The 15,152-nt window shown below is 67.6% G+C and carries 12 protein-coding genes and 2 tRNA genes; 4 read left to right on the forward strand and 10 right to left on the reverse strand.

Translation table 11 applies throughout. The features are described 5' to 3' along the window. Positions 1-17: 17 nt before the first annotated feature. Positions 18-212, reverse strand: a complete 195-nt coding sequence (locus tag C461_RS13185) for a cold-shock protein (protein ID WP_004048101.1) — start codon at positions 210-212, stop codon at positions 18-20. A gap of 246 nt (positions 213-458) precedes the next feature. Here C461_RS13185 and C461_RS13190 point away from each other — a divergent pair, with 246 nt between their 5' ends. Together C461_RS13190 and C461_RS13195 are read left to right on the forward strand one after the other, a co-directional pair. After that, entirely contained in the window at positions 459-974 is a 516-nt protein-coding gene (locus C461_RS13190) for a hypothetical protein (protein WP_152418404.1), read from the forward strand. Positions 975-1,102: 128 nt separating this feature from the next. Beyond that, entirely contained in the window at positions 1,103-2,677 is a 1,575-nt protein-coding gene (locus C461_RS13195) for an HTTM domain-containing protein (protein WP_008002034.1), read from the forward strand. A gap of 294 nt (positions 2,678-2,971) precedes the next feature. Here C461_RS13195 and C461_RS13200 read toward each other — a convergent pair. The 9 genes from C461_RS13200 to C461_RS13240 all read right to left on the reverse strand — a co-directional run bounded on the left by C461_RS13200 (position 2,972) and on the right by C461_RS13240 (position 14,127). Next, a tRNA-Phe gene (locus C461_RS13200) sits at positions 2,972-3,045 on the reverse strand. A gap of 139 nt (positions 3,046-3,184) precedes the next feature. Continuing rightward, positions 3,185-3,255: transfer RNA gene (locus C461_RS13205), tRNA-Pro, on the reverse strand. Between the two features lie 112 nt (positions 3,256-3,367). Further along, positions 3,368-5,191: an SLC13 family permease gene (locus C461_RS13210; protein WP_193365814.1), complete on the reverse strand. Its 1,824-nt coding sequence runs from the start codon at positions 5,189-5,191 to the stop codon at positions 3,368-3,370. A gap of 171 nt (positions 5,192-5,362) precedes the next feature. Beyond that, positions 5,363-7,417 (reverse strand): DEAD/DEAH box helicase, encoded by a 2,055-nt coding sequence (locus C461_RS13215; RefSeq protein WP_008002036.1) that lies wholly within the window; start codon positions 7,415-7,417, stop codon positions 5,363-5,365. Positions 7,418-7,622: 205 nt separating this feature from the next. After that, positions 7,623-8,153: a 50S ribosomal protein L16 gene (locus C461_RS13220; protein WP_008002037.1), complete on the reverse strand. Its 531-nt coding sequence runs from the start codon at positions 8,151-8,153 to the stop codon at positions 7,623-7,625. Between the two features lie 133 nt (positions 8,154-8,286). Continuing rightward, positions 8,287-9,138 carry an endonuclease NucS gene (gene nucS, locus C461_RS13225; RefSeq protein WP_008002038.1) on the reverse strand — a complete coding sequence of 284 codons (852 nt, stop codon included), beginning with the start codon at positions 9,136-9,138 and terminating at the stop codon, positions 8,287-8,289. 270 nt (positions 9,139-9,408) lie between these two features. Continuing rightward, a complete protein-coding gene (locus C461_RS13230) occupies positions 9,409-10,698 on the reverse strand; it encodes an adenosylhomocysteinase (protein ID WP_008002039.1) in 1,290 nt (429 codons plus the stop codon). Between the two features lie 140 nt (positions 10,699-10,838). Continuing rightward, positions 10,839-12,206, reverse strand: a complete 1,368-nt coding sequence (locus tag C461_RS13235; protein WP_008002040.1) for a hypothetical protein — start codon at positions 12,204-12,206, stop codon at positions 10,839-10,841. Positions 12,207-12,792: 586 nt separating this feature from the next. Continuing rightward, positions 12,793-14,127 (reverse strand): amidohydrolase, encoded by a 1,335-nt coding sequence (locus tag C461_RS13240; protein ID WP_008002043.1) that lies wholly within the window; start codon positions 14,125-14,127, stop codon positions 12,793-12,795. A 120-nt stretch (positions 14,128-14,247) separates the two neighbouring features. Here C461_RS13240 and C461_RS13245 point away from each other — a divergent pair, with 120 nt between their 5' ends. Further along, positions 14,248-14,592, forward strand: coding sequence for a dihydroneopterin aldolase family protein (locus tag C461_RS13245; RefSeq protein ID WP_008002044.1), 345 nt, complete (start codon positions 14,248-14,250; stop codon positions 14,590-14,592). A gap of 46 nt (positions 14,593-14,638) precedes the next feature. Beyond that, entirely contained in the window at positions 14,639-15,136 is a 498-nt protein-coding gene (locus tag C461_RS13250; RefSeq protein ID WP_008002046.1) for a hypothetical protein, read from the forward strand. The last annotated feature ends 16 nt before the right edge of the window (positions 15,137-15,152 follow it).

Below are 15,152 nucleotides of genomic sequence, written 5' to 3' on the forward strand. Positions count from 1 at the left end.
CCACCTATCGGATCGGCTTACTGCCGAACGACGTTGGACGCGCGCGGGCCCTTGGGCGAGGACTCGATGTCGAACTCGAGCTCCTGGCCCTCTTCGAGGTCCGGCCCTTCGACGTCTTCCATGTGGAAGAACACGTCGTCGTCAGCGTCGTCAGTCTCAATAAATCCGTAGCCGCCAGTGTCGTTGAAGAAATCAACCTTTCCGGTCGCCATTGCATCTGAACACATGGCCCGTTCCGGGATAAGGATTGCGAGTGTAAAGTTACCACGCGTGTAGGCGGACATTTGTTTTGGGTAATGGACGATATCGAGACGATCGGTGACCGTACGGAAGATTCTCCGGACACAGAACGACCGATCCGTCGGTTCCACGCGCAACACCCGCCGGACGGATCGATCGGTCCGGCGGGCGAGCCGTCCCCACCGATCCTTATTGTTCGGCGTCGCGAACCGGTCGTCGTGTTCCGAACTCTCCGTGAGAACGGCCCGGCCCTGCTCGTCCCGGCCGCGTGGATCGTCGCCGGCGGGGCGGTCCTCGACGTCGTCTCGACGCGCGCGCTGTTCGTCGCACACGTGGTCATGAGTCTGCTCCTCGTCGCGTTCGTCGCCGCCTCGTGGCGCGACATGACCGCCGGCGTGCTCCGCGCGTGGAAACTCGTCATCCTCGCGGGGACGCCCGTCACGCTCGCGGGCGTCGTCGGATTCGCCGCGCCCGGTGGTATCGCGGGAATCTCCGCGGACGTCTTCCTCGCAGTCGCGCTGTACGGGTGGGCCCTCCTCCCGGCGCCCGCGTTCGTCTACACCGGAGTCCGCGACGCGGTCGCGCCGCGCGCGTACTACTTCGCCGCCGCCTGCTCGGTCGTCGGCGCGGTCGTCGCCGCGCTCGACGGGGCTCCGGTTGCGGTCGCCGCAGGTCTGTTCGTCGTCGGTGTCGGTCAGACCGCGGGGATCCTCGCGGCGACCGCGTTGTACTGACGCTCCGCCTCCGTTCCGGCTTTGAGTCGCGGACCGCGCGGGCAAAGCGAACGCCGTCGCCTCCAACAAGTATACATGGCCAGTGCTCGTGGCTCGATTCAACCGGCCGCAACGGCCCACCGAATCGCATGCAGCACGGAGACACCCCTACCCCGATCGATCGCTTCGCTGGTATCCTCGCCCAGCTGTGGTCTCGCACAGCACCCGTCCGCGACCGGGTCAGAGCCCGGTTCGAGGTCGACACCCGATCGCTCGCAGCCGTGCGGATCGCGCTCGCGCTCACCCTCCTTTTCGATCTCGTCCACCGCGCGGGCCACATCGAACTGTTCTACACCGATGCCGGCGCGTACCCGCTCAGAGCGTTCGAACTCACCTACACGCAGTACAACGGGCTGTCGATCCACGCGCTCTCGGGCGATCTGTGGTTCCAACAGGCGCTGTTCGCCTGTGCGGGCCTGTTCGCGATCGCCTTCCTCGTCGGGTACCGGACTCGGCTGGTCGGCGCGGTCTCGTTCCTGCTGATGGTCTCGCTGCACGCGCGCAACCCCGCCGTGCTCAACGGGGGCGACCGCCTGTTCCTCGTCCTGTTTTTCGTCGCGCTCGTGGCGCCGCTCGGCGAGCGGTGGTCGATCGACGCCCGCCGTCGCGGCACGGCGCGGGCGACGGTCGTCAGCTTCGGGACGGTCGCGTTGCTCGTCCAGCCGCTCGTCGTGTTCAGCGCCAACGCGATCAAGAAACACGCCGGCGACACGTGGTACGCCGGCGAGGCGCTGCAGATCGCGATGGCGAACGACACGATGACCATCTTCCTCGGGAACGTGATCGCCGACTACCCGACGCTGCTCACCGCGCTCAACTACGGCTGGGTGACGCTGCTGTCCGGTTCGGTCCTGTTTCTCCTCGTTCCCGTCGGTCGAATCCGCATGCTCGCCGCCTTCGCGTACATCGGCGCATTCCTCGGCATGGCGACCGCGATGACCGTCGGGCTCTTCCCGCTCGTGCTCACCGCCTCGATCATTCCGTACCTCCCCGCGGTCTTCTGGGACACAGCCGCGAGATACGTCCCGGCTCGGTGGACCGATCGGCTCCCCTCCGCGACGGCTCTCGGACCGCTCGACCGGCCGCCCGTCGAGCACCGTCTCACTGCGGCCCTGCGCGCCCGCGGCTACGACGACGCCGTCTCGTACGCGTTCGCGTACGGGCGATCGCTGCTCACGGTGTTCGGCTTCATGGTGGTCGTCTGGATCCTGGTGTTCGGCGCCGCCGACGTCGCCGAGGCGGACGTCCCCGACCAGATCGATCACGACCACCTCGACCAGCAGAGCTGGGGACTGTACGCCCCGAACCCCTCGTCGTCGTACAGCTGGTACATCCCGGAGGCGGAACTCGCGAACGGGTCGAGCATCGACGCGCGCGACGGCGGCGCCGTCACCTTCGACCGACCGCCGGACGCCTCCGACGAGTACGACACCTTCCGCCATCGGAAGTTCCTGCAGGCCGTTCGCGACGCCGAACAGGGAAGCATCGCGCAGGGGTACGCCGACTGGATGTGCCGGCAGGCGGCCGACCACACCGGCGCGACCGTCGAGCGGGTCACCGTCTATCGGATGATCCAAGACAGCCCCGTCAACGGCGAGTTCGACTCGGAGCCCAGCCGGCGGACGGTCATCGAGTACGACTGCTCGACTCAGACCGTGGTGTGAGCGCCGGAGCCGTCAGTCGAGCCTCACGGATGCGGATCGATTTATAAGGGTGTGTGCTGTCTCCCCGATTTGAACTCACTCGCTCACTACGTTCGCTCGCTGCTCAAATCGGCTTGGTGTCGTTTCTTCACCCGCTCGCTGTCGCTCGGGGATTCAGAATATGCCGCCTCCCCGATTTGAAACGCGTGAGACTCCCTCCGGTCGTCTCACTGTTCCCCGCTCGCTTTGCTCGCGGGGACGGGGGACAACTCGATCTTCAGCCGAAGCTCGCGATGCAGATCGCGTCGAAAAGTATGCCGCCTCCCCGATTTGAACGGGGGACAGCTCGATCTTCAGTCGAGTGCTCTCCCAGTCTGAGCTAAGGCGGCTCGCATCTCCACCAACGGCGATTCGAGACAAAAGGATTTCGAAAGCCGTCGCCCGATCGGGCGACGGCGAGGGATCGGCGGACGCGGCGCTCGCGGTTGTTGCTCGTGCCGCTCGCGACGTTGCTCGCAGCAGCAGAAATGGGACCGCCCGGATTCGAACCGGGGTCACGGGCACCCAAGGCCCGGAGTATACCACTAACCCACGGTCCCGCATCTCTCTGTACCCGGATGAACCGGTAAAGCGTTTCGTTCGACGGGGCGGTTCGGAGTGACTCGGCGGGACGGTCGACTGTGCTATACCCGCCCCTGCCGGGCCGTGCGGTCACACACCCCAAAAGAACACGATCTCCAGCGTCGTCACGACGGTCAAGAGTAGCTGTAGCGGCCCGCCGAGCCGGACGAAGTCCGTGAACTTGTACCCGCCGGGGCCGTACACCATCAGGTTCGTCTGGTACCCGATCGGGGTGAGCATCGCCGTCGACGCCGCGAACGTTACCGCGAGCACGAACGAGAACGGATCCGCGCCGATCGCCTCGGCCGTGTCGACGGCGACGGGGATCATCAACACGACGCTCGCGTTGTTGCTGACGACGTTCGTGACGAGCGCGGTGAACAGGTAGAAGAGCCCCAACACGATCACGGCGTCGAAACCGCCGGCGGACGCGACGACGACGCTCGCGAGCCACTCGGCGGCGCCCGTCCGCTCCATCGAGACGCCGAGGGGGATGAGCCCGGCCAGCAGGACGATCACGCCCCAGTCGACGGCGGAGTACACCTCGTTCGGCTTCACGCAGCCGGTCGCCACCATGGCGACGATACCGCCGAGCGCGGTCACGAGGATCGGGGCGATCCCCGCCGCCGCCAACCCGACGACGGCGGCGACGATCCCGAGTGCGATTGGGATCTTTCGCGTCCGGAAGTCGGGGCGCGTCAACCGACCGCCGACGATGAAGTGCCGGTCGTTGCTGAGACGCCGGATAGTGTCTTCGGTCGCCTGTACGAGCAACGTGTCTCCGGCACGGAGGTGCCGCTCGTCCATCCGCGCGTGAATGACGCGCCCGCCCCGCCGGATCGCGAGGACGGTCGCGTCGTACCGGTTCCGGAAGTTGAGCGTCTCCAACGTCTCGCCGATGAGCGACGCCTCCGGAGAGATGACCACTTCGACGAGGCTCTGTTCGGTCTCCGCGTCGATCGCCTCGGTCTCGGTCGCGAGCTGCTCGTCGGTCACCTCGGCGTCGGGCGCGAGGTCGAGTCCCTCGGCGTCGACGAGCGTCATGAGGCTCTCGCGGTCCGTCCGCAACACCAACACGTCGCCCTCGCGGATCTCTTTCGGCCCGAGCGGCTCCGTGAACGCCCGATCGTTCCGGACGAGTTGAACGATATCGGCGTCGACGTCGAGTGATTCGAGGCTCCGATAGACGGTCTGTCCGACGAACGGCGAGTCGCCGCGGACGACGACCTCCGTCAGGTACTCGGTCATCTCGAACTCCTCGATCAGCTCCTCGTCGATCCGGATCCGCTCCGGGAGCAGGGAGGGCCCGACGGTCGCGAGGTAGACGCCGCCGGTGAGCAACACGACAAGCCCGAGCTGGGTGAACTCGAACATCGAGAACGGGTGACCGATGAGCCGCGCCGACACGTCCGACGCGAGGATGCTCGTCGACGTGCCGACGAGCGTCAACATCCCGCCGAGCATCGCCATGAACGACACCGGCATCAGGAGCTTCGACGGCGACACCCCCGTCTGTTTCGAGATCGCCAGTACCATCGGGATCATGATGGCGACGACCGGCGTGTTGTTGATGAACCCGGCCGTCCCGCCCGAGAGTCCGAGCACGGCGAGCAGCTGTTTGAACGGACTGTCACCGAACCGATCGGCGATCTGTCCGCCGATGATGTTGATCAACCCCGATTGTCGGATCCCCTCGCTCAACACGAACATCGCGAGGACGGTCACCGTCGCGGAACTGGAAAAGCCCCCGACCCCGGTCGCCGCGTCGACGCGAGTCCAGGGCTCCAGAGCGATCAGCGCGACCATCACGCCGATCGCGGTGATGTCGATCGGCACCGGCTCGGTGACGAAGAGGAAAAGCGCCACCGCGACGATCGCGAACAGCAGGAGAATATCGACGGTCAGCGGCGGGATCGACGCCGAAGCGCCGGTCAACGGCGCTCCCGTCGGTAGCGTTCCCGTGACCAGCGCTTCGGTTGGCAACGCCCCCGTCGAAGGCATACGCAACCCTCCGCTCCCGTCGGCAAAAGCATTGACCCCTTGGTCGGCGCGCGCTTCGCCGGTCAGCTCACCACGGCGCCGCGATCACTCCTCGTCGTCGCGGAGTTCGAGATCGGCGACGATCTCGTAGGGGTCGGTCCCCTTGCGGATCGCATCGAGCATGAAGAACGCCTCGTCCGGCGCGAGAAAGTGGCGCGTGATCCCGCGACCGAGCGGCGTCGGCGAGAAGCCGTCGATGAACCCCCATTCCAACAGCTTCCCGATCGCGTGTTTCGTCGGCACCTCGCCGATCATCCGGTCGTTGAGCCGCTTCGCTTGTTTACCCGCGACGACGATGTTCGCTAACGTCTCCTCGACGGCGGCCGTCTCGTCGTAGTGGGTCGCCACGTCCTCCATCTCGCCTTTGAGCAGGGTAAACGCGACCTCGTCTTCCGTGCGATCCATCGAGTTGTGATAGATCCCGTCGGGTTCGACGAGGAGGTAGACGCGCCCGCGGTCGTGGTAGTCCGGCCGGCCGGCGCGCCCGAGCATCTGCGAGAACTCCTGGACGGAGAGCCACTCGATACCCATCGCCAGCGAGTCGAAGATCACCTGCGAGGCGGGGAAGTCGACGCCGGCCGCCAGCGCCGCGGTGGTGACGACCGCAGAGAGGTCCTGGTTCCCGAACTGCCGTTCCACCTGTTTGCGGCGCTTATAGTCGAGCCCGGCGTGGTACGGCGCGGAGTCGTACCGGAGCTTCCGGCTGATCTCGTGACAGCGCCGCCGGGAGTTCGTGAAGATGATCGTCTGTCCCCGGTACCCCTTCGAGGATTTCGTGTCGAACTCGCGTTTCACGAGTTTGTCGGCGATGTCGGCCTTCTCCCGGCTGTCCGCGAAGGTGACGTGCCGCTCGATGGGGACGGGCCGCTCCTCGTACTCGATCAGCGTCGCCCGCAGTTTCTCGGCGAGCCACTCGGGATTTCCGACCGTCGCGGAGAGGTAGACGAACTGCGTGCCGTCGTATCCCGAGTGCGTCTTCATCCGATCCTCGCTGTAGTACTTCAACCGTGAGATGAGCCCGTCGAGCCGGTGACCGCGCTCGCCCTCCTTCAGGGTGTGGACCTCGTCGATGACGACCGTGCCGACGTCGCCGAGGTCCTTCCCGGTCCGAAGCGCGTGGTCGATCCCCTCGTAGGTGCCGACGATGACGTCCGCGTGCGGATCGAAGCGGTTGCCGTCGTCGTTCACCCGCGAGGAGCCGACGCGGATCGAGACGTCGAGCAGGTCGCCGTACCGGTCCTCGAAGTCCTCGTGTTTCTGGTTGGCGAGCGCGACGAGCGGGACCAGAAACAGCAGCTTCCCCTGTCCGTTGAGTGCGCGGTTGACCCCCGACAGCTCTCCGACGAGGGTCTTCCCAGTCGCCGTCGCGCTCACGACGAGTTGGTCGTCCCCGTCGAGGAGCCCGTTCCGGACCGAGAGGCTCTGGACGGGGAGTAGCTCCTCGAAGCGCCCCTGGAGGTGCGCGGACAGGTCCGGGTGGAGGTCGAGCTCCGCAGTCTGTACGGGACTCACGTCGTCGACGTTGGCCGACACCTCGTCGTACTTCGTCAGGTCGGGATCGAGCCCGCCCTGGAGGAGATTGACAATCCGGTCGAGGTCGCCGGCTTCGTACAGCAGCTCTTCGAGGCGCTCCTCGGCGGCGCCCGTGAACGCGCCCTTGTACGACAGCTCCCGTTCGAGCTCGCGGCGGGCGCAGTCGCGGCAGATCAGCTCGTCGTTGTGCTCGATCGCGGTCTCGGCCGTGATCGGCCCGTACCGCCCGTCGTTCGCGCAGCGCCGACAGGTCCGAACGGTGAGCGACTCCAGTTGGTAGCCGTCGAGCATCGCTGACAGCCGCTCGCGGCCTTCCGGTGAGGTCTGCTCGGAGATGCGGATGCGGTCGGCCGCACGGGCGAGGTCGACGAACTCGTCGGGCTGTCGCGGGTGGTCCTCGCCCTCGCGGATGACGCGGAACTTGCCCGGACGGGGGCCGGCTGACGTCTCCTTGAGTTCGAGCCGCCCGCGGAGCACCCTGTTGCCGTCGCGGTTCGCGACGACGGTGTAGTCGCTCCGCGCCTCGTGGAGAAACAGCGTCTCGACCTCTGCCAACTGCTGTGACACTGCCCGTCGGTACGCGAGGGAGGTATTTCAGGAGTTCGGCTCACCGTGTGACGGCGACGCACCGTACGAACGCGGCCGCTCGGCGGTCGGGTGCGATCGCTCGGCGATCGAGTGCGGCCGCTCGGCGATCGAGTGCGGCCGCTCGGCGATCGAGGTCGACAGACGGCGGTGAGGCCCGCCTCAAAACGTGTCGCGGGGGAGTCGTCTACGAGACGAGCAGTTCCTCGCCGCGGTCGACCGTGATCCGGCACGGCGGCGAGAGCTTGTTGTACGCGCGGCGGAAGGCCTCCTTCACGGCGGCGGCCTGGTCGACGTCGCAGTAGGCGGTGAAGACGACGTCGTCCTTGTTCAGGCGGGCGGCGGTGCCGACCGGCTTCCCGAACGCCTGCCGCATCCCGTCGGAGACACGGTCCGCGCCGGCGCCGGTCGCCTGTTTGTTCTCCCGGATGACCTGGTGGGGGAACTTGCGGAGGGTCATCTTGTAGTTGCCCTCGCCGAGCTCCTTGATGAGGTGTCGGTTCGCCGAGAGGCGCGAGCTCTCCAGCGAGCCGTGCCGGATCTGAAGCTCCTCCTCGACGCGGAGGCTGATCTGGACGGGGTAATCGTCCGGCTCCGCGGACAGATCGCCCATGTTGTGCTGGGCGATCTTGGAGCCGGGAATGCCCGTGATGTATTCGCGGCGGGTGTACGACGGCTTGTCGATCGTCCGATACATAGAGGCGGGTTTGTCAGACATGGCTACTTGTCCGATGTAGCCCCCGCTGCGGCGATAAAGCCTTCGATACCGCGGCGTCATCGGATCTCGGCGGCGAACCGCGGTGCGCGGCGAACGCGCTCGCAACACGCGCTCCTCCGGCACTCCTCCGGGATCAGTCCTCCGGCGTCGGTTCGAGCGCGACGTGATCGAACCCCCGGTCCGCGAGCCGTTCGGCGGCCCGACCCGTGATCGACGGGGCGACGAGGATTCCGCGAACGGCGGGAGAGGGGTCGTCACGGGCGGCATCGGAACCGCTGTCGTCGCCGTCGTCACCGTCGTCACCGTCGTCACCGTCGCCACCGTCGTCACCGTTGCCACCGTCGTCGCCGCCGTCGCCGCGTTCTTCCGCCGTTGCCCCCAGCTCCTCGCGGAGCGCCCGGACGTACCTGGCCAACTGACCGACCGCGTCCGGTCCCACCCGCCGGCGCTTCAACTCGACGACGACCGGGGTGCCGTCGGCGTCGACGCCGAAGATGTCCATCGGACCGGCGCTGGAGGGGCGCTCGGTCGCCGTCGGCTCGAACCCCGGCTCGATCAGGTCCGGTCGTTCGAGGATCCGGGTTCGGAGGTCCTCTTCGCTGCCGTGAAGCGTGAGGTCGCGGCCGCCCGTGACGGCCATCGCGGAGAGCTGGTGGACCCGCTCGAAGCGGACCGTCAGGGTCTCGTCGGGGTTCGTTCGCGTCGAGCGAACCCGGAGCCGTCCCTCGCGGACCGCGGCGCGGTGTTCCGAGCCCGGCGGCTGCCAGTTGACGGGCTGGCGCCCCTCGTCGGTGTGGACGAGGGCGGCGCCGTCGGGCTTCAACACGAGCAGCCGGTCGCCGATCCCGAGATCGGAGGCGGCTCGACCCTCATACGCGACCGTACAGCGGCCGAAGACGCTTATCAGGTCGCCGCGCTCGAAGGCGTCCTCCAGCTCCCAGAGGGCCTCGCGGTGGCTCGGGTCGTGGACGCTCGTGACTGTCACTGAGAGATGTAGGCCGGTGTCGTTGAAAAAGGGCTCGCGGGACCGCAACCTCGCGCCTCTCCAATCTCGCGCCTCTCCAATCTCGCGCCTCCTCAACCTCGTCAGTCGCCCTCCGCGTTGCTCCGGGCGACTGACTCCCTCGCGCGTTACTCCTCGCGCCCGGGGGGCGCTCGGAGGCGCGCAGGGCGAGAGCTTTGCTCTCGCTTGCAGCCGGCGGCAAAGCCGCCGCCGCCGCCACCGCAGTATTCGTTTATAAATGGCGCCGACCGCTTACGTTCCGTGCTCCCAGCTCCCCATGTACTCGCGCTGCTCGTCGCTGAGATCGTCGTGTTCGACGCCCTCGGCGGCGAGTTTGATCTCGGCGACCTCGCGGTCGAGGTCGTCGGGCACGTCGTGGACGCCGGGCTCGTAGCTCTCGCCGTTCTCGGCCAGCTCGCGGACGCAGACGGCCTGTACGCCGAAGCTCTGGTCCATCACTTCGACCGGGTGGCCGAGCGAGATGGGCGCGGCGAGGTTGACGAGCCGCCCCTCCGCGAGCACGTTCAGGACGCGGCCGTCAGCCATCTCGAATCCTTCGACGCCGTCGCGGGCCTCGAAGCGGTCCACGGCTAAGTCGTCGAGGTCGTCGAGGTTCACTTCGACGTCGAAGTGGCCGGCGTTCGCGAGGAGCACGCCGTCCTGCATCTCCTCGAAGTGCTCGCGGGTGATCACGTCGCGGTTGCCCGTCGTCGTGATGAACACGTCGCCTTTCTTCGCGGCCTCGACCATCGGGAGCACCTCGTACCCTTCCATGTGGGCCTCTAAGGCCTTCCGGGGGTCGACCTCGCAGACGATGACGTTCGCGTTCTGGCCCGAGGCCTTCTTCGCGACGCCCTTGCCACACTGACCGTACCCGCCGACGACGACGTTCTTGCCGGCCCACGAGAGGTTCGTCGTCATCGCGATGGTCGCGAGCGACGACTCGCCCGTGCCGTGGACGTTGTCGAACAGCTGTTTCATCGGCGTGTCGTTCACGGCGAAGACGGGGTAATGGAGCTCCCCGTCGGCGTCCATCGCGCGCAGGCGGTGGACCCCCGTCGTCGTTTCCTCGGCGCCTCCCACGATGGAGTCGATCAGGTCCGGGTACTCCTCGTGGACGAGTTTCACCATGTCCATCCCGTCGTCGACGGTGATCGTCGGTTCGTGGGCGAGACAGGCGTGCATCGCGTCGTAGTACTCCTCGTCGTCGACGCCCCGGACCGCGTAGGAAGTGATCGACTCGTGGGTGTCGAGCGCGGCCGACACGTCGTCGTGCGTCGAGAGGGGGTTACACCCGGTGATCGCGACCTCGGCGCCGCCGTCGGCGAGCAGCTCGACGAGATTCGCCGTCTTCGCTTCGACGTGCATCGCCATCGCGATCGTCTCGCCGTCGAGCGGCTGTTCCGCTTCGAACTCCTCGCGCAGCGCGTTCAGAATCGGCATGTGCTGGAGCGCCCAGTCCATCTTCCGGCGCCCCTCCTCTTGGGCCGTTTCGAGGTCCGAGAGGTGCTGTGACACCGGCGAGTACGCGGTTTCGCTCATGGCGTTCAGTTCGCTCACGGCGCACTAAACCCTGCCGACAGCGGTCGCGCGGAAAATAGGCCGTACCGCGTCAGAGGGGACCTCGATCTCGTTCGTCGCGTCGTCTCGCGTCTGTGGGTCGGCGACCCCGCGTCAGTCAGTTACGGCGGGCCGCCGCCGTTGCCGTTTCCGTTTCCGTTGCCGTTTCCGTTGCCGTTGCCAGCGTTGCCGTTGCCGGCGTTTCCGTCGTCGTCTTCGTCGCTACCGTCGTCATCGCCGTCGGATTCGGCCGCTCCGACCTCGCCGTCGTCTTCGTCGGTGTCGGTCGTGTCGCTGTCGTTACCCTGTCCCGCGTGGTCTGGGGGACCCTGCTCGCCGCTGCCGTCGTTACCCTGTCCCGCGTGATCGGGGGCGTTTCCATTCCCGTTGCCGTTTCCGTTTCCGTTCCCGTTCCCGTTCCCGTTGGCCTCGGCTCCGGCCTCGCTCGCGTTGCCGTTCGCGTCGTCAGGGCCGCCCGGGTTCCCGGCGTGGTCGGGGGCGTTACCCGGGTTGTTCTCCGTTACGAAGTCCGAGACCGCGGCGCCGATGCCGCCCTCGCGGTCTTCGAGCCCGTCGATGAAGTCCTGCACGAGCTGGCCGAACGGCTGCTCTTCGGTCGACTCCTCGCCGCCGACGGTCAGGTCGACGGTCTCGGAGGCGGTCTCGTTGTCGTACGCGGCGGTCACGTCGACCGTGACGTTCTCCGTGGCGGCGGCGAGTTCGACGGTGCCGTTCTCGTCGGTCTCGTACTCGCCCTCACCGACGTAGGTGACGTTCTGCCCGTCTGCGGTGGTCACGTTGACGGAGGCGTTCTCGACGGCGTCGCCGTCGTTCGTGACGGTGACGAGCGGTTCGCCGTCGGTGTTCGTCACGTCCACGTCGAGGCCGTCGGGGGCTTCGAGGTCGGCCGTGGTGGTCGCCGTCTCGTTGTCGTACTCGGTGGTCACGTTGACCGTGACGTCCTCTTCGGCGGCGGCGAGAGTCACCGTCCCGTCCTCGCCGGTCACGTAGTCGCCTTCGCCGGTGTAGGTGACGTTCTGTCCGTCCGCGGTCGTGACGTTGACCGAGGCGTTCTCGACCGCGGTGCCGTTGTCGGTCACCGTCACGACGGGCTCGCTGTCGGTGTCCGACACGTCGATCTCGAGGCCGTCGGGGGCTTCGAGGTCGGCGGAGGTGGTCGCCGTCTGGTTGTCGTACTCGGTGGTCACGTTGACCGTGACGTCCTCTTCGGCGGCGGCGAGCGCGACGGTGCCGTTCTCGTCGGTCTCGTACTCGCCGGCGCCACCGTAGGTGGCGTTCTGTCCGTCCGCGACGGTGACGTTGACCGTGGCGTTCTCGACCGCGGTGCCGTTCTCGGTCACGGTGACTGTCGGTTCTCCGTCCGCGTCCTCGACGGCCACCTCGAGGTGGCCGTCGGCGGCTACGGCCCCGGTCATCGCGCCGAGCGCGACGACCGCGACCAGCAGGATGCTTATCGTGCGTTCTCTCATGTCCACTCGGGTCGTGACGCGGATACCCTATAAAAAGGGAACTCGGTTAAGCCGGATTTACTCGGATTGTAACCGGCTTAACGCGCCGCTATCTCCGGATTCGCTGTTTCGGCCGATCGACCCGGCGATCGCCGTCGGTCGGGTGCAGATTCGCCGTCGAACACCCCCGGCCCGCGGCTCGGGCGCGGTCGGATGAAGCGTGCCAAGTGAGAGCGTGGTTGAGTGAGAGCGAGAGTGGGTGACTCGATCCGGTGGCGCGAACGTTTATAAACGAAACCGTGGTGTTGCTGTCGGTTATTTATAAGTGACTGACGGCTCCGCGGTGAACGTTTCCAAAGCCCCCACCCGACCCACAACGACAGCCTCACGCCTCCCCAGCCTCGTCGCTGGCGCCGACGGCGCCAGCGACTCCCTCGCGCTCGGATTCGCGCCGCGTTGCGGCGCTCACCGGAGCGCGCCACCGCATTTATTTATAAACAATCGCCGCCGCTCTCGGTTATCTATAACCCACGTCGTCGGCGCTCTGCGATACTCACCCCTGCTCTCAATCGCGCTCGCCCGATACCCGCGATTTCGCCCTCCGCGCTTAGTCGTCGACGCGCGCGACGAGGTCCGCGGCGGCGTCGGCGGCGCGTTCTTGGACCGCGGCGGCGTCGAGCGTCAGCACCTCGCGGTCGCGCATGAGCACTTCGCCGTCACAGACCGTGTGGCGCACGTCGCTGCCGCGGGCCGCGTACGCGAGGTGCGAGACGGGGTCGTGGACCGGCGTGAGGTGCGGCGCGTCGAGGTCGACGACCGCGAGGTCGGCGGCCGCGCCCGGCTCGATCCGGCCGCCGGGCAGCCCGAGGGCCTCGGCGCCCGCCGCGGTCGCCATCTCCACGACCGCGTCGGCGGGCACCGCGGCGGCGTCGTCCGCGGCGAGTTTCCCCAGCATGGCGGCGTCGCGCATCTCGTCGAACACGTCCAGATCGTTGTTCGAGGCCGCCCCGTCGGTGCCGAGCGCGACGGTGACGCCCGCCTCGCGGAGCCGCTGTACCGGGGCCATCCCGCTGGCGAGTTTCATGTTCGAGGCCGGACAGTGAACGATCGCGGTCCCCGCCTCGGCGAGCCGCTCGATCTCCGAGTCGTCGAGGTGGACGCCGTGCGCGAAGAAGTCGTCCGGGCCGAGCGAGTCGATTTCGGCGGCGTAGGCGATCGGCCGCACCCCCCGTTCGTCGACGATCGGGTCGACCTCGTCGACCGTCTCGTTCGCGTGGAGGTGGATCGGCACTCCGGCCTCGCGCGCCGCTTCGATCCCCTCGCGGAGGTACGTCTCCCCGACCGTCGTCAGCGAGTGCGGCATGAACGCAGTTCGGATCCGACCGTCCGCGGCGCCGTCCAACTCGGCGGCCACCGCGAGGCTCTCCTTGACGTCCGCGCGGGCGTCCGCCTCGTCTTTCCCGACCGTCACGACGCCGTGCCCCAGCCTCGCGCGCACCCCCGCGCGGTCGACCACGTCGGCGACGCGGTCCATCGCGAAGTACATGTCCGCGAACGCGGTGGTCCCGGATCGGATCATTTCGAGGACGCCGAGGGCCGTGCCCGCCTCGATGTCGTCCGGAGTGAGCGCCGCCTCGATCGGCCAGATGTCCTCCTGCAGCCACGCGTCGAGCGGCTTGTCGTCGGCGTACCCGCGGAGCAGCGTCATCGCGGCGTGCGTGTGGGCGTTGACGAGTCCGGGGATCACGAGCGACCCCTCGGCGTCGAGGGTCTCGTCAGCGCTCGCCGACTCGTCGCCGTCCTCCGCCGGTTCATCCTCTCCCGCCGTTTCGTCGCCCACCGCGAGGATCGTCCCCGCGTCGCTGTCGATCGTCACGTCGGCCGCCGTCACTCGGCCGTCCGGGTGGAGCACCCGGCCGCCCGTCACGCGAAGCGTGTTCATACCCGGCGTTTACCGCCCCGGACCTAACGCCTTCCGTTCGATGGAGGCCGTCGTCGGTGACACACCCGCCCGCCGGTCGTCCTCCGAACCTTCTTAGGCCGACGCCGCCCCCCTACGACCATGGCAACCGACGCCCAGCAGGCGTGTTTCGAGGCCGGGATCAAGTTCGGCTCGCTGTATCACCAGTTCGCGGGGACGCCGGTGAGCCCGTCGAGCGCCCGGAGCCTGGAGACGGCGATGGCGGAGGCGATCGAGAACCAGCCGTTCTGCGAGTCGGTGACCGTCGAGATCCACGACGACCGCGTCATGGACGCGATCGACCACGAGAACGGATACACGGAGCTCACCGGGTCGCTGATGGACGTGGAGATGCGCGTTCGGTACGAGGGCGTCCGGATCGACACCCGGATGGCGATGGCCGACGGCTACCCCCTGATGGAGCTCGTGGATGTTCGCGACGAGTGACGACCCCGTTCGAGACGGCGACTCCGTCCGGCTCCGGTGATCGACGATGGTCAAGCGACGCTACGGCGACGACACGGACCGGACCGGATTCGACGAGACGAGAAACTACCTCACCGATGCGGTTTCGCGGGTGGTCCCCCAGTGGCTGGCGCGCCGAGCGGTGACGATCGAGGTCGACACCGACCGGACGACCTACGACGCCGGCGACCCGGTCGAAATAACGGTTCGCATCCGCAACCGGCTTCCGCTGCCCGTTGAGGTGGTCACCGCCACTCGCCGGCGCTGGGGCTGGCGCGTCGACGACGTGCTCGAAGCCACCGACGAGCAGCGGTACCTCCGCGACGAGCCGACCGCCGTCGCGTTCCGCGCCGGTGAGACGAAGACGGCCACGGTGACGTGGAACGGTCACTTCCGTCGAAAGGGCCCCGACGGCCTCGATCGCTCCGTTCCCGCCGACCGAGGCGAGCACACGATCTCGGTGTTCCTCCCCGTCACCGACCCTCGGCCGGCACACGAGGACTCGATGCGGATTCAGATCCGGTAGGGCGGACGCTCCCGAT

The sequence above is a fragment of the Halorubrum aidingense JCM 13560 genome (genome assembly GCF_000336995.1).
GTDB classification, from domain to species: Archaea; Halobacteriota; Halobacteria; order Halobacteriales; family Haloferacaceae; genus Halorubrum; species Halorubrum aidingense.